Origin of the sequence: Microbacterium sp. NPDC064584 (assembly GCF_040687315.1) — a bacterium.
In the GTDB taxonomy this organism is placed as follows: domain Bacteria; phylum Actinomycetota; class Actinomycetes; order Actinomycetales; family Microbacteriaceae; genus Microbacterium; species Microbacterium lacus.
This window is the reverse complement of record NZ_JBFBMZ010000001.1, coordinates 404,634-421,228: the sequence shown is the minus strand read 5'-3', so window position 1 is coordinate 421,228 and position 16,595 is coordinate 404,634. Positions and strand designations below refer to the sequence as shown.

At 67.4% G+C, this 16,595-nt stretch carries 17 protein-coding genes; 2 read left to right on the top strand and 15 right to left on the bottom strand.

The window, feature by feature from the left end; genetic code table 11:
* Both AB0P18_RS02025 and AB0P18_RS02020 read right to left on the bottom strand, forming a co-directional pair.
* The coding region (locus AB0P18_RS02025) for a chaplin family protein (protein WP_363358675.1) at positions 1-889 on the bottom strand (889 nt) is incomplete at its 3' end.
* Positions 890-975: 86 nt separating this feature from the next.
* Positions 976-1,953, bottom strand: coding sequence for a hypothetical protein (locus AB0P18_RS02020; protein WP_363358674.1), 978 nt, complete (start codon positions 1,951-1,953; stop codon positions 976-978).
* 575 nt (positions 1,954-2,528) lie between these two features.
* On the opposite strand from AB0P18_RS02020, the gene dnaB reads away from it, so the two are divergent.
* On the top strand, positions 2,529-3,905 hold the full coding sequence (gene dnaB, locus AB0P18_RS02015; RefSeq protein ID WP_363358673.1) for a replicative DNA helicase: 1,377 nt from the start codon (positions 2,529-2,531) through the stop codon (positions 3,903-3,905).
* A gap of 181 nt (positions 3,906-4,086) precedes the next feature.
* Here dnaB and AB0P18_RS02010 read toward each other — a convergent pair whose 3' ends face one another.
* From AB0P18_RS02010 to AB0P18_RS01975, 8 genes are all read right to left on the bottom strand, one after another.
* Positions 4,087-4,275, bottom strand: a complete 189-nt coding sequence (locus AB0P18_RS02010; protein WP_363358672.1) for a YHS domain-containing protein — start codon at positions 4,273-4,275, stop codon at positions 4,087-4,089.
* 60 nt (positions 4,276-4,335) lie between these two features.
* The gene (locus tag AB0P18_RS02005; RefSeq protein WP_363358670.1) at positions 4,336-6,840 is read right to left on the bottom strand and encodes a heavy metal translocating P-type ATPase; all 2,505 of its coding nucleotides are present in this window, start codon (positions 6,838-6,840) and stop codon (positions 4,336-4,338) included.
* Between the two features lie 37 nt (positions 6,841-6,877).
* Positions 6,878-7,759 carry a hypothetical protein gene (locus AB0P18_RS02000; RefSeq protein WP_363358669.1) on the bottom strand — a complete coding sequence of 294 codons (882 nt, stop codon included), beginning with the start codon at positions 7,757-7,759 and terminating at the stop codon, positions 6,878-6,880.
* 56 nt (positions 7,760-7,815) lie between these two features.
* Positions 7,816-8,409: a DUF305 domain-containing protein gene (locus AB0P18_RS01995; RefSeq protein WP_363358668.1), complete on the bottom strand. Its 594-nt coding sequence runs from the start codon at positions 8,407-8,409 to the stop codon at positions 7,816-7,818.
* 95 nt (positions 8,410-8,504) lie between these two features.
* Entirely contained in the window at positions 8,505-8,942 is a 438-nt protein-coding gene (locus AB0P18_RS01990; protein WP_363358667.1) for a DUF6153 family protein, read from the bottom strand.
* 31 nt (positions 8,943-8,973) lie between these two features.
* Positions 8,974-11,250 (bottom strand): heavy metal translocating P-type ATPase, encoded by a 2,277-nt coding sequence (locus tag AB0P18_RS01985; RefSeq protein WP_363358666.1) that lies wholly within the window; start codon positions 11,248-11,250, stop codon positions 8,974-8,976.
* Positions 11,247-11,573, bottom strand: a complete 327-nt coding sequence (locus tag AB0P18_RS01980; RefSeq protein ID WP_363358665.1) for a heavy-metal-associated domain-containing protein — start codon at positions 11,571-11,573, stop codon at positions 11,247-11,249. The genes AB0P18_RS01985 and AB0P18_RS01980 overlap by 4 nt, the downstream gene beginning before the upstream one ends.
* Positions 11,574-11,602: 29 nt before the next feature.
* The gene (locus tag AB0P18_RS01975; protein ID WP_214465560.1) at positions 11,603-11,884 is read right to left on the bottom strand and encodes a metal-sensitive transcriptional regulator; all 282 of its coding nucleotides are present in this window, start codon (positions 11,882-11,884) and stop codon (positions 11,603-11,605) included.
* Positions 11,885-11,970: 86 nt separating this feature from the next.
* Here AB0P18_RS01975 and AB0P18_RS01970 point away from each other — a divergent pair, with 86 nt between their 5' ends.
* Entirely contained in the window at positions 11,971-12,282 is a 312-nt protein-coding gene (locus AB0P18_RS01970; protein WP_363358664.1) for a thioredoxin family protein, read from the top strand.
* A gap of 188 nt (positions 12,283-12,470) precedes the next feature.
* Here AB0P18_RS01970 and AB0P18_RS01965 read toward each other — a convergent pair whose 3' ends face one another.
* From AB0P18_RS01965 to AB0P18_RS01945, 5 genes are all read right to left on the bottom strand, one after another.
* Positions 12,471-13,529: an EamA family transporter gene (locus AB0P18_RS01965; RefSeq protein ID WP_363358663.1), complete on the bottom strand. Its 1,059-nt coding sequence runs from the start codon at positions 13,527-13,529 to the stop codon at positions 12,471-12,473.
* A gap of 9 nt (positions 13,530-13,538) precedes the next feature.
* Entirely contained in the window at positions 13,539-14,228 is a 690-nt protein-coding gene (locus AB0P18_RS01960; RefSeq protein ID WP_363358662.1) for a cation transporter, read from the bottom strand.
* Complete coding sequence (locus AB0P18_RS01955; protein ID WP_363358661.1) at positions 14,225-14,584, bottom strand: metalloregulator ArsR/SmtB family transcription factor; 360 nt, start codon at positions 14,582-14,584, stop codon at positions 14,225-14,227. Before AB0P18_RS01955 ends, AB0P18_RS01960 begins: the two co-directional genes overlap by 4 nt.
* Positions 14,585-14,845: 261 nt before the next feature.
* Complete coding sequence (locus AB0P18_RS01950; RefSeq protein ID WP_363358660.1) at positions 14,846-15,643, bottom strand: hypothetical protein; 798 nt, start codon at positions 15,641-15,643, stop codon at positions 14,846-14,848.
* 184 nt (positions 15,644-15,827) lie between these two features.
* Positions 15,828-16,514 carry a hypothetical protein gene (locus tag AB0P18_RS01945; protein ID WP_363358659.1) on the bottom strand — a complete coding sequence of 229 codons (687 nt, stop codon included), beginning with the start codon at positions 16,512-16,514 and terminating at the stop codon, positions 15,828-15,830.
* Positions 16,515-16,595 lie beyond the last annotated feature (81 nt).

Here is a 16,595-nt window from a genome sequence, read left to right as displayed (position 1 = left end):
CGGTGCTGTCCCCGATGACGGAGACCGCGTTGCCGGAGATGTTCACCGGCACGTCGAGCACGGGGATCAGCTGGTTGCCGCTGAGGATCCCGTCCTCACCGGACGTGACCGGGGCGACCCAGGCGTCGCCGCCGGTCGTTCCGTGGTGGCTCGAGCCGGCACCGCCGACGACGGTGCTGTCCCCGATGACGGAGACCGCGTTGCCGGAGATGTTCACCGGCACGTCGAGCACGGGGATCAGCTGGTTGCCGCTGAGGATCCCGTCCTCGCCGCTCGTGACCGGAGCGGCCGCGGTGTCTCCCCCGCCGCTCGTGCCGTGCGAGCCGCCGCCGACGACGGTGCTGTCTCCGATGACGGAGACCGCGTTGCCGGAGATGTCGACCGGCACGTCGATGTCGCCCAGCAGCTGGTTGCCGCTGAGGATCCCGTCCTCGCCGCTCGTGACCGGTGCGGACACGGGCTCGCTGACCGGCTCCGACGACGCGACCGGCGCCGCCGGCTCCGCGGGAGCGGGGTTGACCACGGTGCTGTCCCCGATGACGGAGACGGCGTTGTCCTCGACCGTGACCGGGACGGAGACGTCGACGATGGCCTGGTTGCCCGAGCCGATCCCGTCCTCGCCCGATGTGGTGGCTTCGACGGGGGCCGACTCCGGAGCCGAGGCGGGCTCGGAAGCCGACCCGGATCCGATGACCGTGCTGTCGCCGATCAGCGAGACGGCGTTGCCGACGATGCTGACCGGAGCCGACACGTCGATGAGGGCCTGGTTGCCGGACAGGAGTCCGTCCTCGCCCGTGGTCTCGGCCGCGTTCGCGACCGTCGCGCCGCACAGCGTGATGCCGCCGGCCAGAAGCGTGCCGATCAAGGCGCGCTTGATGAAGGTGTTCATGATCTCTCCTTGAGATGTCGATCTGATTCGGAAGACGCGCGGATGCGCGCCGATGCTCAGCCGTCGCGGGGACGGCGAGGATCCGGTCAGTCGGGAGAGACGTCGGTGGCGAATGCGGGCGCGAGGGGTGCGGTGTCGTTCTCGATTCCGGTCCGTCGCACCCAGGCACGGTATGCGACGACGAAGCCGAGGGCGACGAGCACCCAGGCGCCGGGACCCGCACCACCGGGTCCCGAGAGGACGGAGTCCGCCTGAAGGGCGGCTCCGAGAAGAGACAGGAGGCCGCCGGTGACGGCTCCGAGCAGCGAGACCCCATTGACCGCCGAGGTGGCGGTTGCGGCGGGCACCGGCGCGAACACGACCGACGACATTCCGGTGGTGGTGCCCGCGAGGGCGGCCGCGAGCGACAGCGTCGGCGCAGCGCCGGGCGCGGCATCCGTGGGCGTCGTCGGAATGATGCCGGACACGGCGCCCTCGACGTCGTCCACGATCGGCACGACGGGTGTGGGGCTGCTCGGGATGAGCGAGGGAGGAGAAGTGACGGTCGTGGCCACGGCGCCGGTCGTGGCCTGCAGGACGCCGTCCGCGGCCGTGCCGACGGACGTGAGCGCGTCGTCCGCGCCGAGCGAGGTGGCGACGTCGCCGACGACCGGCACGGCCGCGACGAGGTCGACGGCGGTGTCGGTGACGGTGCTGACGATGCCGGAGCCGGCCGTGTCGGCCACTGCTGTGACGACGGGGGCGGCGACTTCCTGCACGACCTCGACGACGGGTGCGACCGGTTCGACGACCGCCGCGACGGGGGCGGCGATCGGAGCGACGACCTCCGTCGCGGTGTCGGCGACACCGCCGAGGAGGTCGCCGGCCGTGTCGGTGACGGCGGTCGTGGAGCTTTCGAGTGTGGAGCCGACGGCCCCGAGGAGGGAGGAGTCATCGTCGGCGTGGGCGGTCGTGGAGGACCAGCCGAGAAGGAGGGTGAGGACGACCCAGGCGAACGCGACGCCGACGGCGGCGAGCAGCAGCGTGGAGATTCTCGACAAGCGCTGCGAGTGCGTGGTGTCCATGTTCACCTCCTATGCGACGTCGAACGTCGACGTGTCATCCGCCGTGGATGTACCGCTTTACAGAGTGCGAGGTGTGCCTGGACCCCCGACGTTAGCCCAGCAGGGCGCCGATGTCCAGCATTATTCTTTTCGAAAGAGGCGGGGTGTACCCGAATCTGTACACAGGAACCGGCCTATCATGCACAACCTTCAACCCCCGGTTCAAGCACATCTGTGGGATGGTGCATAGGAAACAAAAAGCCCAGATCAGAAACCACATAATAGGCCTCACGAGCCGGGTTTTCCCCCGTTCTCCACAGGTGTTGTACACAGCCTGATCGGCGTTTCGCGCAATCTCTCCACAAAGTTATCCACACCCCTTGTTGCAGGTGCGGAACCCGATGCCTAGCGTGGGGTGCGGCCCTCGGGGGGTTGCGCGCGACAGTCGAGGCAGACGCATGTCGGGGGCGTGTGTTCTGCTTACGACGGAACGGGAAGTGGTGCTGCGGCATCCGATCCCGTGAGTGTGCAGGCTGCCCATCGTGCATCGATCCCGACGATATTCGTGGTGCCCGCAAGACGTGAAGGAAGTGCATATGTCGATCGCCGACATCTCGGACGAACGCCTCGGAGGCCAACGTCGGGAGCACGAGCGGACGCCGCCCCATGACCTTCTGGCCGAGCAGAGCGCCCTGGGCGGAATGCTGCTGTCGAAGGATGCCGTCGCCGACGTGATCGAGACGCTGCACGGCGTCGACTTCTACGTGCCCAAGCACGAGCTGATCTTCGAGGCGATCCTCACCCTCTACTCGCACGGCGAGCCGACCGACGTCGTGGCCGTCACCGACGAGCTGATCAAGACCGGTGAGCTGCAGCGGGCCGGCGGCGCCGACTACCTGCACACCCTCACCTCGATCGTCCCGACCGCGGCGAACGCCGGCTACTACGCATCGATCGTGTCCGAGCGCGCGCTGCTGCGCCGTCTCGTGGACGCCGGAACCCGCATCGTCCAGATGGGCTACTCGGGGCAGGGCGAAGCGCTCGACCTCGTGAACAACGCGCAGGCCGAGATCTACGGCGTCACCGGCGCGGATGCCGCCGAAGACTACGTGCCGCTCGAGGTCGCGGTGAGTGCGGCCGTCGACGAGATCGAGGCCGCCCGTGGTCGCGACGGCCAGATGACCGGCATCCCCACGGGATTCTCCGGTCTGGACCAGCTGACGAACGGTCTGCACCCCGGGCAGATGATCATCATCGCGGCACGACCCGCCATGGGTAAGTCGACGCTGGCGCTCGACTTCGCCCGCGCAGCCGCGATCGGCAACAACTACCCGACGATCTTCTTCTCGCTCGAGATGGGGCGCAGCGAGATCGCGATGCGCCTGATGAGCGCCGAGGGTGCGGTGCCGCTGCAGAACATGCGCAAGGGCACGCTCGATTCGCGCGACTGGACGACGATCGCGTCGACCCGCGGCCGCATCAACGACGCACCCCTCTATATAGATGACAGCCCGAACATGACGCTCGTCGAGATCCGCGCGAAGTGCCGGCGCCTGAAGCAGCGACAGGGTCTGAAGATGGTCGTGATCGACTACCTGCAGCTGATGACCAGCGGCAAGCGTGTCGAGTCGCGCCAGCAGGAGGTCTCGGAATTCTCGCGTGCGCTGAAACTCCTCGCGAAGGAGCTCCAGGTGCCGGTGATCGCGTTGTCGCAGCTGAACCGTGGCCCCGAGCAGCGCGCCGACAAGAAGCCGGCTCTGTCCGACCTTCGTGAGTCGGGCTCGATCGAGCAGGATGCCGACATGGTGGTGCTTCTGCACCGCGAGTCGGCGTATGAGAAGGACAGCCCGCGCGCGGGCGAGGCCGACCTCATCGTCGCCAAGCACCGCAACGGCCCCACCGACACGATCACCGTGGCGTTCCAGGGCCACTTCTCGCGGTTCACCGATATGGCCGTCGGCGACTTCGGGTAGTCACTCCGCCATCTTCTCGTTGGCTCGTGCAGTCCCTGCGTTGAGCGCGCCCTGATCGGGCGCGGTGGCGGGCGGGTCTTACGCGCATCACTGTCGTTGCTATCGCGGGCGAGCGGCGGCGGGTGCTTTAGTGGGCGGTGAGGGACCCGCTTGCGGACGGGCGACACAGGGGGTAGGGGTATCACTGTGCCGCGTGGGGGTGACCGTAGCGGTGGGGGTCGGCGTCGAATGCGGCGGCGCAGCCGTGTGAGCAGAAGTAGAAGGTGGTTCCGTCGTGCTCGCGGGTGGTGACGGCTATCTGGGGATCGATCTGCATGCCGCAGACCGGGTCGGTCACCAGTGCTGCGCTATGGGTGGCGTTTTCTGACATGGGCGTTCTCCTTTGTTGAGGTCACGGCCGTGCTGGCCACGAGCTTGGGCTAGGCGTACGTCACGCTCGGTCGCCGCTGGGCGCGGGAGACGGAGCGGAATGTTTTTCCGTCGGGGCGGCCGGGGCCGGGAGGCGGAGTCGCTTCAGCATGAGTGCGTTGGCGGCGACGATGACGCTCGAGCCGGACATGGTGATTGCGGCGATCTCGGGTGTGAGCATGATGCCCAGCGACGGGTAGAACACGCCTGCGGCGATGGGTAGTGCGACGGCGTTGTAGCCGATGGCCCATCCGAGGTTCTGGCGCATTTTGCGGACGGTGCCTTTGCCGATGCGTAGCGCCGTTGCCACGTCGAGCGGGTCGGAGCGCATCAGTACGACGTCGGCGGTTTCGATGGCGACGTCGGTGCCGGCTCCGATCGCGATGCCGAGGTCGGCTTGTGCGAGTGCGGGGGCGTCGTTGACGCCGTCGCCCACCATGGCGACCTTCTTGCCTGAGCGTTGCAGTTCGGCGATCTTGGCGGACTTGTCCTCGGGGAGCACTTCGGCGATGACGGTGTCGATGCCCAGCAGCGCGACGATGCGTTTGGCTGTGGGTTCGTTGTCGCCGGTGAGCATCACCACCTCGATGCCGGATTCGTGCAGTGCGGTGATCGCTGCGGCGGCGGTCTCGCGTGGCGCGTCGGCGAGGGCGATCACGCCGGCGGCTTTGCCGTCGACGGCGAATGCGATGGCGGTGCGTCCGGTGGCGGCGAGTTCGTTCTGGGCGGCGGCGATGGAGCTGATGTCGATTCCTTCGTCGGCCATCAGTCGGGCGTTGCCCATCACCACGCGGCGGCCATCGACCGTTGCAACGGCACCGAGGCCGGTGACGTTGCGGAATGAGCTGGCTGTGCGACGGGGAATGTTGCGGGCGTCGGCGTAGGCGACGACGGCTTTGGCGAGCGGGTGCTCGGACTCGCGCTCGGCGGCGGCGGCAAGGGAGAGCAGTTCGATGTCGTTCATCCCGATGGGGAGGTAGTCGGTCACTTCGGGTTCGCCCTTGGTGAGGGTGCCGGTCTTGTCCAGGACCACTGTGTCGACATGCGCGGCGGACTCGATCGCTCCGGCGTTCTTGAACAGCACGCCGCGTTTGGCGCCGAGGCCGGTGCCGACCATGATTGCGGTCGGTGTGGCCAGGCCCAGCGCGTCGGGGCAAGTGATCACCACCACGGTGATGGCGAACAGGATCGCGGTGGGCACCGGGGCGCCGATCAGCCACCAGACCAGGAAAGTGACAGTGCCGCCAATCAGGGCGACCAGCACCAGCCAGAAGGCTGCGCGATCCGCGAGCCGCTGCCCGGGGGCTTTGGAGTTCTGCGCCTCCTGAACGAGCGCGACGATCTGGGCCAACGCGGTGTCGGCACCGACCTTAGTGGCCCGCACCCGCAGGGTGCCGGTGGTGTTGACGGTGGCGCCGATCACCGTCGATCCGGCGGTCTTGACGACTGGAAGGCTTTCGCCGGTGACCATGGATTCGTCGATCTCCGACGCGCCCTCCTCCACGGTCCCGTCTGTGGGGATCTTCGCGCCGGGCCGGACCAGCATGAGGTCCCCGGGGATGACATCGGAGGTGGGCACCTCGAGCTCTTCCCCGTTTCGTAGGACGACCGCGCGGGGCGGGGCGAGCTCGAGGAGGGTGCGGATGGCGTCGTTCGCGCCGCCGCGGGCGCGCATCTCCACCCAGTGGCCGAGCAGCACGAAGCTGGCCAGCACCGTGGCGGCCTCGTAGAACACTTCCCCGCCCCCGGTGAGGGTGACCACGACGCTGTAGAGCCAGCCGGTGCCGACCCCGACGGCGACCAGCACCATCATGTCCAGGGTGCGAGCCCGAAGGGCACGCCAGGCGCCGTCGAAGAAGATCCAGGCGGAGTAGAAGATCACTGGAAGGGAGAGGATCAGCGAGAACCAGTCGTCGCGAAGCCCGAATGGTGCCGGAACGGTGAAGCCGAGCACTTCGCGGCCGATCGGTGACCACAGGATGATCGGCACCGACAGGACAGCGGCGACGATGAACCGGTTGCGCATATCGCGGATCATCGCCGCCATCGACATCCCCGCATGGCTCCCGCCGTGCCCCATCGCATCCTGGCTCGTACGAGCAGGCATCCCCTCCCCATGCCCCCTGTGGGCATCGTGCCCCGAAGGCTCAGCAGGGGCCACCGCATGATCGTGCATCGGCGTGCCCGCGTCGGCGCCGTGACCCGGGTGCGCATCTGCGGAAGGTCGGGTGGGCGCCACCGTCACGCCTGCGTCGTGTGCGTGGTCGGGGTCGAGAGCGGGATCGCAGATGTGCTCGGGGACGGACTGCCCGGCGCAGTGGTAGCCGCAGTCGATGATCCACTGCCGCAGCTGTGCTTGTGAGGTGAGCTGCGGGTCGTAGGAGACGTTCGCGGTCTGGGAGACCGGGTTCGCCTCGACATCCGTGACCCCGGGCTGGCGGAGAAGCGTGGATTCGACGATCGACTTCGAGGATGCCCAGGAGACTCCCTCGACTTCCAGGACGACGGTGCGCGTAGTTCCGTTCATTTCTGTTCTCCTGCTCCGTGAAGCCGCTGCGGCGTGCTCATGAGGTGGGCTCGGTTCTGATGACGACTCGCCAGGTGTTCCCGGCATCGGACGTTACGCGGACTCCACCGTCGTCGGCGATCGCGACGATCCCCTCCCAGCTGACGGCGATCGCGGACGCGGTGCCGGTGGCGTGCCCGGCGGTCCTCCACACCGCGTCGGGCGTTGTCGCCCCGGTCCAGATGGTGCCGTCGGTATCGACGCCGATGATCCCTTCCTCCACCGTCGGATCGGCCGCGATGACCAGCAGGGCGGGGGCGTTCGGCACAGGCGAGAAGGTGGTGCCGCCGTCGCGGCTGACCATCAGCCCGTCTGGGGTGGTGGCGGTGACGATGTCGGCCTGGGTGGTGTCGATGCTGATGTCACGGGCGGTCAGCGGGACAAGATCCGCCCAGGTCTGCCCGGCATCGGTACTCTCCGCCAGGACGGGCCGGTCCGAGGGGAGCCCGAGCAGGATCTCGGGTGCGGCGGGGGTGGCGGCGAGCATATGAAAGTCGGTGACGCCTGCCAACGACACCTGCTCCCAGCCGGCCTCGCTGTAGCGCACCAGTCCCACGTTGGGGGCTGTGAACGTGTGGTCCTGGTTGGCCGGGTCCGGGTGACCGGACGCGAGGATCGTATCCCCCTGGACGGTGAGTCCCATCGCATCGAATGTGGTCTTACCGACGAGGGAGACCTCATCGCTGGTGAGGTCGACCAGATAGACACCGGTGTGCGCGCCGACCAGCAGCGCCCCGTCCAGATCGAACGCGACATCGTGGACATGCGGGATGAGGGCGGGCGAGGCATCGCTATCAGGGGACGCCGTGCAGGCAGTGGCGGTCAGGGTAAGCGTCGCGGCGAGGGTGGCGGCGGCGAGGGTACGGGCGTGTGTGGTCATAGTGGCGTTCTCCGGAGACAGCGGGCCGGCCGTCGGGTGCGGCCGGCCCCTGCCGGTCAGAGGGTCGCGAGGATGTCCTCCATGGTGGCGATCTCGGTGGTCTGGGAGGCGATGATGTTCTCGGCAAGGGTGACCACATCGGGGTTCTGCCCGTTATCGACCTCGTCTTGGGCCATCTCGATCGCACCCTCGTGGTGGACGATCATCTGCTCCAGGAACAGGCGGGAGGCCTCGGCACCGGTGGCATCCTCGAGGGCTTGCATGTCGGTGTCGGACATCATCCCCCCGTGGTCCATGCCGTCCATGTCCCCCATCGGGGTGCCCCACTCGTCGAGCCAGGACTCCATCAGGTCGATCTCGGGGCCCTGGGCTGCCTTAATCTGCTCGGCGAGGGTGAGCACGCGTTCGTCGATGCCGTCCTTGGCGAGGATCATGTCAGCCATCTCGACGGCTTGTTCGTGGTGCGGGATCATCATCATCGTGAACTGCATGTCGGCGTTGTTCACGTCGGCGGCCGGGGATGCGGATGCCGATGAGCCCATTCCGGGCATGTTGTCCATCCCGCCACTGCTGGTGGTGCTGGCGCAGCCGGCGAGGGCGAGCAGGGCGGTCAGGGTGATCGCGGCAGTTGCCGCGGCACGGTTGTTCATTAGGTATCTCCTCAGTCGTATATGAGGCGCACGAGCCGGTGCCCGGGCGCGCGAATGCTGTGCCCACCCGCAAACGGGTCGGCGGACAGCGCTGCTCAGGTACGACTGATGCAGAGAACCAGAAGAGACGGTGGTCGAGTAAGGACAGCGGCACGGGCGGTCAGGGCCGGGCCGGCGCGCAGCGCGGCCCCCCAGGAGATGCCCACGCGCGGGAGGAACAGCAGCAGCGAGACGATCAGGAGCGCGAGGACGCAAGCCATCGCCAGCATGCTGGCGTGCCCGCCACAATCCGCGCAGTCCCCGTCGGTCGCTGGCTGGGTGGTGCCGTGGTCGACAACGCCTGGGTTGGCGGTGCCGTGCTCGTGCATCGGCGCCGCGGCTGCGGGTGCGGCGGTCTCGGTGTGACTGTTCAGGGAGTGCATCGCAAGCAGCCCGACGATGATCGCGGCAGTGACAGCGATGAGCAGCAGGACCGAGCGACCCAGCCCGCGCGGGCCGGGACGCAGACGCTGCGCCAGAGCGATCATCGACATGTCACCTCCCTCGTGTCCAGGGTAGACCGGCTCAGGCCGGCTGCACCGTCCGGTCGGCCGGCGCGGGCGCCGCAACAGCGGGTGCGGGGTGGGGGCGGAAGCTGCGCAGGCGGAGGCTGTTGGTGACCACGAACACGGAGGACAGCGCCATGGCGGCCGCAGCAACTAGCGGGTTGAGTAGGCCGAGCATTGCGATCGGGATGGCGGCGATGTTGTATGCGAACGCCCAGAACAGGTTGCCCTTGATGGTGCCCAGGGTGCGGCGGGACAGCCGGATCGCGTCGACCACGACGAGCAGGTCGCCGGAGGCGATCGTGACATCGGAGGCGGCGATCGCCGCGTCCGTGCCACCGCCCATGGCGACACCGAGGTCCGCGGCGGCCAGGGCTGCGGCGTCGTTGACGCCGTCGCCGACCATGGCGACGACCCGGCCGGCGGCTTGCAGCTGACGGATCACCTCGAGCTTCCCGGCCGGGGTGACCCCGGCGCGGATCTCGTCGATGCCGACCTGGGCGGCGATGTGCTGCGCGGCGCCGGCATTGTCGCCAGTGAGCAACACCGGCGACAGGCCGAGGGCGCGGAAGCGTGCGATCGCTTCGGCGCTGGTCGGCTTGACCGTGTCCGAGACGGCGATGGTGCCGAGGAACTCGCCATCGCGGGCGACCGCGATCACCGTGGCCCCGGCCGCTTCCAGAGCCTCTGCCTCTGTGTGGTGGGTGATCGGAGGGTGCACGCTCCACTGATCCTCAACCCACAGCGGCCGGCCGGCGACCACGAGTGCGCCGTCGACGACGGCCTGCACACCGAACCCCGCATGGGAGGCGAACGCTTCAGCCAGCGGCGGGGTGCCGTCGGCGGCGGTCACGATGGCGCGGGCGACCGGATGCTCGGAGCCCCACTCGGCCGCCGCCGCAGTGGTCAGGAGATCCTCGGCGGTGACGCCGGGGGCGGGTGAGACGGTGGTGACGGTCATGGTGCCGTGGGTGATGGTGCCGGTCTTGTCCAGCACGATGGTGTCGACCTGGCGGGTCTGTTCCAGCACCTGCGGTCCGCGGATCAGGATCCCCAGCTGCGAGCCGCGGCCGGTGCCGACCAGCAACGCGGTCGGTGTCGCAAGGCCGAGCGCGCAGGGGCAGGCGATGATCAGGGTCGCGACCGCGGCGGTGAACGCGACCTCGAGTGATCCGCCGACCAGCAGCCACCCTGCGAACGCCACGATCGCGAGGACGATCACGATCGGGACGAACACCCCGGATACGCGGTCGGCGAGGCGTTGCACCTTGGCTTTGCCGGTCTGGGCTTCATCCATCAGGCGCTGCATCCGTGCCAGTTCGGTGTCGGCGCCGATCCGGGTGATCTCCACGATCAGCCGCCCGCCGACGTTCACGGTCGCGCCGACGACACGGGACCCGGTGGTCACCTCGACCGGGACGGATTCGCCGGTCAGCATGCTCGCGTCAATCGCGGAGGCCCCATCGACCACGAGGCCGTCGGAGGGGATCTTCTCCCCCGGGCGCACGAGCACCCGGTCGCCGACGATCAGCTGCGAGACGGGAACCAGCTGTTCCACGCCGCCGACCAGGCGCGTGGCATTCTTCGCGCCCAGGTGCAGGAGTGCGCGGAGCGCTTCGGTGGAGGACTTCTTGGCACGGGCCTCCGCGTACCGGCCGGCGAGGATGAACACTGTCACCAGGGCGGCGACTTCGAGGTAGATCTCGCCGCTACCCGCCTCGGGGCTGCCGAACAGGGTGAAGGTCATGTGCATCCCCGGCATCCCGGCCATGCCGAAGAACAGCGCATACAGCGACCAGCCGAACGCGGCGATCACCCCGACGCTGATCAGCGTGTCCATCGTCGCCGCCCCGTGGCGGGCGTTCACGAACGCGGCACGGTGGAACGGCCACGCCCCCCACACCGCCACCGGCGCGGTCAGCGTCAAGGCCAGCCACTGCCAGTACGTGAACTGCAGCAGCGGGATCATCGACATCAGCGCGACCGGTACCGCCAACGCGGTGCTGATTAGTAGCCGGCGACGCAGCGACACCAGCTCGGGGTCTTCCGCAGGAGTGTCGGTCGATGTCGGCTCGGGCGCGATAGGTGCCGGTACCGCCGCGGAATACCCGGCGGATTCGACCGCCGCGATCAGCTCCGCCGGCTCGACACCGTCGGCGCGGACACGGGCTTTCTCGGTCGCGTAATTGACCGTCGCCTCAACCCCGGGGAGCTTGTTCAGCTTGCGTTCGATCCGCGTCGCGCAGGACGCGCAGGTCATCCCGGAGATCTCGAGCTCCACATCGAGGGTGCTCATGACGGGCTGCCGGCGAGGGCGTACCCCGCCTCCTCCACCGCGGCGCGCACGCGTTCGGCATCGATCGGTGCGGCGCTGTGAATGGTCACACGCGAGGAGCCGCCCGCGTTCAGATCGACCGACACGTTCTCGACCCCGTCGATCGCGGTGATCTCCTCAGTGACGCTCATCACGCAGTGCGAGCAGGTCATCCCGTCCACCAGAACATCCTGTGTGGTCGTCGATACGGCAACCTGCGTGTCGGTGGCGGACACGGTGGAGCAGCAGCTGCATCCGGCGGCGGAATCGGTCAGGCCCAGGTCGGTGCGCTCGTTCGCGGTCATGATGGTGTCCTCTCGGTCGGGGGGTGTGGTTAGGAACGGACCAGGCGGGCGATCGCCTCGTTCGCTTCACGGATCTTCTCCGCAGCGACGGCGCCGCCCTCAGCGGTCGCTTCCGCCACGCAGTGCGACAGATGATCGGCCAGCAGGGAGAGGGCGACCGTCTCCAGTGCGCTGGTCGCGGCGGAGACCTGCGTGAGGATGTCGATGCAGTACTTGTCGTTCTCGACCATCCGCGCGATACCACGCACCTGACCCTCCGCGCGGCTCAGCCGCTTCAGGAGGTCGTCCTTATTCCCTGCGTACCCGTTCATATCTCGATACTATACCCCCCTAGGGTAATCTGGCTGATCGCAACTGATCGCTTTGGCATTGCAAGGCGCTGGCGGAGGATGAGGGAATGAACATCGAGGTACTCCACATCGAGGACTGCCCCAGTTGGGGCGAAACCGGGAACCGCCTCCGCGAAGCCCTGGATGCGACCGGGTTCGGTGAGACGACCATCGCCTACCGACTGCTCCGCACGTCCGAGGACGCCGCCCGGGTTCCCTTCGCGGGTTCGCCCACCATCACGGTCGACGGCCAGGACCTGTTCCCCAGCGGCGGGCGCACCGCGGACCTCGCCTGCCGGGTATATATGACGCCCACCGGGCTGGCTGGACTCCCTACGACCGAACAGCTCATCGAAGCGATCGCCGCCAATGGACACTGACGCGGCGGTCCAGTGTTCCTGCTGCGGGCGAACTCTGCCCCGACGCAGAGTCCACGCGTTGAACGGCACCGCCGGATACGTGTGCCGGCGTTGCGGCCTATGGATCGCGCTACGGCTGCACAACGACCGACGCACGGCCGACTGACCACTCGCCAGGCGAACGCGCGGACCTGCTCCCGACCGCAACGCTATGTCGTCGGGTGCGAGTGCCGGTGGTGGCTGTCGGGGTAGTGCTCGTGCGTGTGGGTGAGCTCAGCGTGCGCGTGTGGATGCCGGTGGCGACTGCCTGGTGAGACCGGCTCGCGGTGCTCGTGATTGTGATGCTCGTCGGGGTGGGTGTGCCAATGGTCGTGCCCGAGCGGCTCGTGGGTGTGTGGGTGTTCGTGCCGCTCGGTCAGATGCAGCCAGACCCCGAGCACCATGAGCGCGCCGGCGATGATCAGCGGGATCGTGATCGGATCCCCCATCGCGATCGCCAGGACGGCGCCGAAGAACGGGGCGATCGAGAAGTACGCGCCAGCGCGGGCGGTGCCGATATGACGGAGGGCGACGATGAACAGCACCAGGCTGATCCCGTACGCGAACAACCCCGTGACCATCGCCGCCCCGACGTTCAGCAGCGGCGGAAGTGATGCGCCGAGCAGGAAGGCGAGTGTGAGGTTGACCGGTCCCGTGGTGAGTCCCTTGACAGCGGCGAGCCAGGTCGCGTCGTGGAGGGCGACCTTCCGGGTGAGGTTGTTGTCGATCCCCCAGGCGAGGCACGCGCCGAGGATCGCCACTGACGGGAGGATGCCGGCGAAGTCGGCCTGGCCGGGCCAGGAGAGCACGACCGCCCCGGCGACGATCGCGGCCATACCGAGGGCGATGCGACGGTCGAAGTTCTCCTTGAACACGAACCACGCCAGCAGCGCGGTCGCCACCCCCTCCGCGTTCAGCAGAAGGGATGCGCCGGATGCCGGCATCCCGACCAGTCCGAACATCAACAGCACCGGGCCGACCACCCCGCCAAAAAACACCGCCCCGGCCAGAGGCAGCAGCTCCCGGCGCTCCAGACGCACCCGGGGCGCCCGGCGGATCAGCCGGTACACACCCAGGCCGATCCCGGAGCCGAGGTAGAGCAGGCCGGCGAGCATCCAGGGGCTCACGTCGACGAGCAGCAGCTTCGCGATCGGGGTACCCGCACCGAACAGCAGCGCCGCGGCAAGGGCGGCCTGTACACCGGTGTTGCGTAGGGAGGTCAATCGCACGATTCCACGCTACGCGTGCTCGTGGTGACCGTCATGGTCGTGGTGGTGGTCGTCGATTTCGAGTTCACCAGTGAGGGCGGCGATCGGGACGGTGCACGCGTCGCCGCGCCACGCTTCGAGTCCTTCCTTTACGGCGAACCCGGCGATGAACAGGGCGGCAAGGGAGTCCGCCCACGCCCAGCCGAACAGGCTGTTCAGCAGCAGGCCGACCAGGAGCGCCGCCGACAGGTAGGCACAGATCAGGGTCTGCTTCGAATCAGCCACCGCTGAGGCCGATCCGAGTTCCCGCCCCGCGAGCCTCTCCAGCCAGCTCACGACAGGCATGATCACCAGGCTGATCGCGGCCAGCGCGATCCCCACCGGGCTGTGCTCCGGCTCCCTGAGGCCGGTCAGCGACAGCAGTGCATCGACGCTCACGTACGCAGCCAGCGCGAAGAAGGACACGGCGATGATTCGCAGCGCCGGCTTCTCGCGAGTCTCGGGGTCGGGGGCGGCGAATTGCCAGGCGATGGCCGCCGCAGAGAGCACTTCCACGAACGAATCGAGCCCGAATCCGATCAGCGCGGCGGAAGAGGCGGCTCCACCGGCGATCAGCGCGATGATGCCCTCGATGACGTTGTAGGTGATCGTGAACCCCACGATCCAACGGATCCGCCGACGCAGGATGACGACGCGGACCGGGTCGGTCGCGACGCTCACGCCACGGCCCCCGCTCCGCAGCACAACGGGAGGGCACAGTCAGGATCCACGCATCCCGTACCGTCGTCGACCGCAAGCACAACCTGCACAAGCGCGCCGATCGCGTGAGTGAGGTGCGGGTCGGCGATCTCGTACCGGGTCTGCCGCCCCTCCGGCGTCGCAACGACAATGCCGCAGCCGCGCAGGCAGGAGAGATGGTTGGATACATTCGTCCGGGTCAGATCGAGGTCGCGTGCCAGCTGCGCCGGGTAGCCGGGCTGGTCAAGGAGCGAGAGCAGGATCCGCGACCGGGTGGGATCGGCCATCGCACGGCCCAACCGATTCATCACATCGACGCGAGAAGATAAGGTCAGCATCGACTGACCATACAGCATCCAGTGACCTATACACGTCTGACAGCGGGAAAGAGCCGCGTGGAGCTCCGTGTAGCGCAAGACGATCCTCTGTGCGACGACGGGCGTCGCACTGGTCGACGAATCAGCCGGGCAGGCTTGAAGACCGATTACCTCGATGACGCTTCGAAGATCCCAGCGACGCCACCCTCTCCTCATCCGTCAGAAGATCGGGCTCTCGCGATCGAGCGAACCCGCCGCCGATCGGCGCGACGGATCGCATTCTCAGTTAGATGCCTCCCGAGTAGCCTGGGCAGCCTCGGGGAACTCGCGCCAGTGCCACGATCGATTCCGGAACACAAGAAAGCGATGCCAGTAGTTTGACCAGATCCATAGGGCATCTATGCCCTCGAAGCCTTGGGGCGGAGATTCGGGCGCCGCAAAGTCATCGGTGAAGAACCGAGCCGGCAGTACGTCGTCGAGCGCGACCAGGAACAGATGCCGCTCGGAAACGTCAGGTGCCGTCCTGATTTTCGCGATGTGCGACGCCATGTGCGCTTGGCCGTGCCAGCTCTCCACGACCAGCGAAAAGTCGACCGGTGCAGAATCCACGAACTCGGCACGAATACTCGGATAGACCGTAACGCCAGCGCTGAAGGGCGACCGGCGCAGCGTTCCCTCTTCGTTGACAACGAATGCGTTCACGTCGCTCTCTTTAGCTAAGGCTTCCACCGGAAGGGCGTCAGGTGAGTCGACTGACCATTGATCGCAAAGCTTTACGGCGCGTAGGACGGTTCGGCGAGTCTGCTTGTAGTGGAAATCGACGTCGGCGGGGCGAAAGTCCCAGGACGTTTCTGCTAGCCACCGCCAGCCGTCCTTCGCGGCCTTTCCCTGCCATTGAATCGACGCTGGCTCGATGACGAGTGTCACCTCCAGCGCTCCCCGCCTGCCATCGGACCACTCGAGAAGGTAGTCCACGGCGGATTGGAGGCCGTCTGCGTCGTGCACAACAACTGAAGCCCCCAATTCGTGGCCAACCAGGTGAGCTGCAATCTGCTCGGCTCTTTCCGCAAACCCCGTCACGAGACCAACTATGCCGCGAGGTCGCTTCGAGGATCCGCTTGCGCGATGGGCCTTGTGGCCCTCCAAGCGCTGACGCCGGCGCCTGAGGATGACTGATGATCAGCTCAACCAGGCTGAACACGCTGCCCGACCGGCCACGCGTCTCGCCCCTGCGAGTTGGGGATCGACCACTCAAGCACGTCCATCAGGTGCGATATGCGGTAACGCTCTCAGACATCCGAACGGGTGTCCCGCGGGGTTCGGGCTGTATCTCGCCCACTTCGATCACAAGGTTTTCGGACACGCCGGCCCCCAAGCCGCCGGTAGTCAGCGAGCCCCCGGAACAGCCCATCGATGCGAATTCGGGTTGGACACTGTCCGTCAGAGCCACGATGCATACCCCGTTGAGTTGCGTGTTCTGAGCCAAGTAGATGTCGTAGCCGTTGATGCGACCGACGAATCGTGTGGACTCGGGGTTCAGGCCATCGTTTTCCGCGAGAAAGGCTTCCGGCAGCAGGTCGTCGTCGGTTTGATCTGATGCGAATTCTGGAAGCGCTTCGGGTACCGTCGGCGTGGTCGACAAGACGCCGATGCCATACCCCAGGGCCCCGACCGCGATCCCGGCGACCGTAACTCCAAGCCACCATCGCCGTGAGCTCCGCGCAGGTCTGCGCGACGTCAGCTGTGCAGGCGCAGGTGCGGTAGCCGGGTCGACGCTTGTTTCATCGTCGGTGGTGCGATCTCCGACATTCGTCGATCCGTTGCCGCGGTCGCGTTCAAGCCACCGCAGCCTGTCGAGATCGACCCCAGTGATCTCACCCGTACTGTTCGGTCCGTAGATGCGGAGCCGCAGCTCGGCAAGCTCCGACGCCTCATCCTCAGTCAACGCCACACCTCAATCTTGGATGAAGTTGGACACTGGCCCGAGGACAGACGCGCCCCCTCATGGATCCGCCAGCGGGAGGCTTCTTGC

What these genes read in the sequence shown, in the direction of transcription:
- AB0P18_RS01980 (WP_363358665.1), bottom strand. Translation starts at nt 11,573, where the DNA reads ATGACCGCGAACGAGCGCACCGACCTGGGCCTGACCGATTCCGCCGCC.
- AB0P18_RS01995 (WP_363358668.1), bottom strand. Translation starts at nt 8,409, where the DNA reads ATGAACAACCGTGCCGCGGCAACTGCCGCGATCACCCTGACCGCCCTG.
- AB0P18_RS01985 (WP_363358666.1), bottom strand. Translation starts at nt 11,250, where the DNA reads ATGAGCACCCTCGATGTGGAGCTCGAGATCTCCGGGATGACCTGCGCG.
- AB0P18_RS01955 (WP_363358661.1), bottom strand. Translation starts at nt 14,584, where the DNA reads ATGCTGACCTTATCTTCTCGCGTCGATGTGATGAATCGGTTGGGCCGT.
- AB0P18_RS01975 (WP_214465560.1), bottom strand. Translation starts at nt 11,884, where the DNA reads ATGAACGGGTACGCAGGGAATAAGGACGACCTCCTGAAGCGGCTGAGC.
- AB0P18_RS01970 (WP_363358664.1), top strand. Translation starts at nt 11,971, where the DNA reads ATGAACATCGAGGTACTCCACATCGAGGACTGCCCCAGTTGGGGCGAA.
- AB0P18_RS02005 (WP_363358670.1), bottom strand. Translation starts at nt 6,840, where the DNA reads ATGAACGGAACTACGCGCACCGTCGTCCTGGAAGTCGAGGGAGTCTCC.
- AB0P18_RS01990 (WP_363358667.1), bottom strand. Translation starts at nt 8,942, where the DNA reads ATGTCGATGATCGCTCTGGCGCAGCGTCTGCGTCCCGGCCCGCGCGGG.
- AB0P18_RS02010 (WP_363358672.1), bottom strand. Translation starts at nt 4,275, where the DNA reads ATGTCAGAAAACGCCACCCATAGCGCAGCACTGGTGACCGACCCGGTC.
- AB0P18_RS02020 (WP_363358674.1), bottom strand. Translation starts at nt 1,953, where the DNA reads ATGGACACCACGCACTCGCAGCGCTTGTCGAGAATCTCCACGCTGCTG.
- AB0P18_RS02000 (WP_363358669.1), bottom strand. Translation starts at nt 7,759, where the DNA reads ATGACCACACACGCCCGTACCCTCGCCGCCGCCACCCTCGCCGCGACG.
- dnaB (WP_363358673.1), top strand. Translation starts at nt 2,529, where the DNA reads ATGTCGATCGCCGACATCTCGGACGAACGCCTCGGAGGCCAACGTCGG.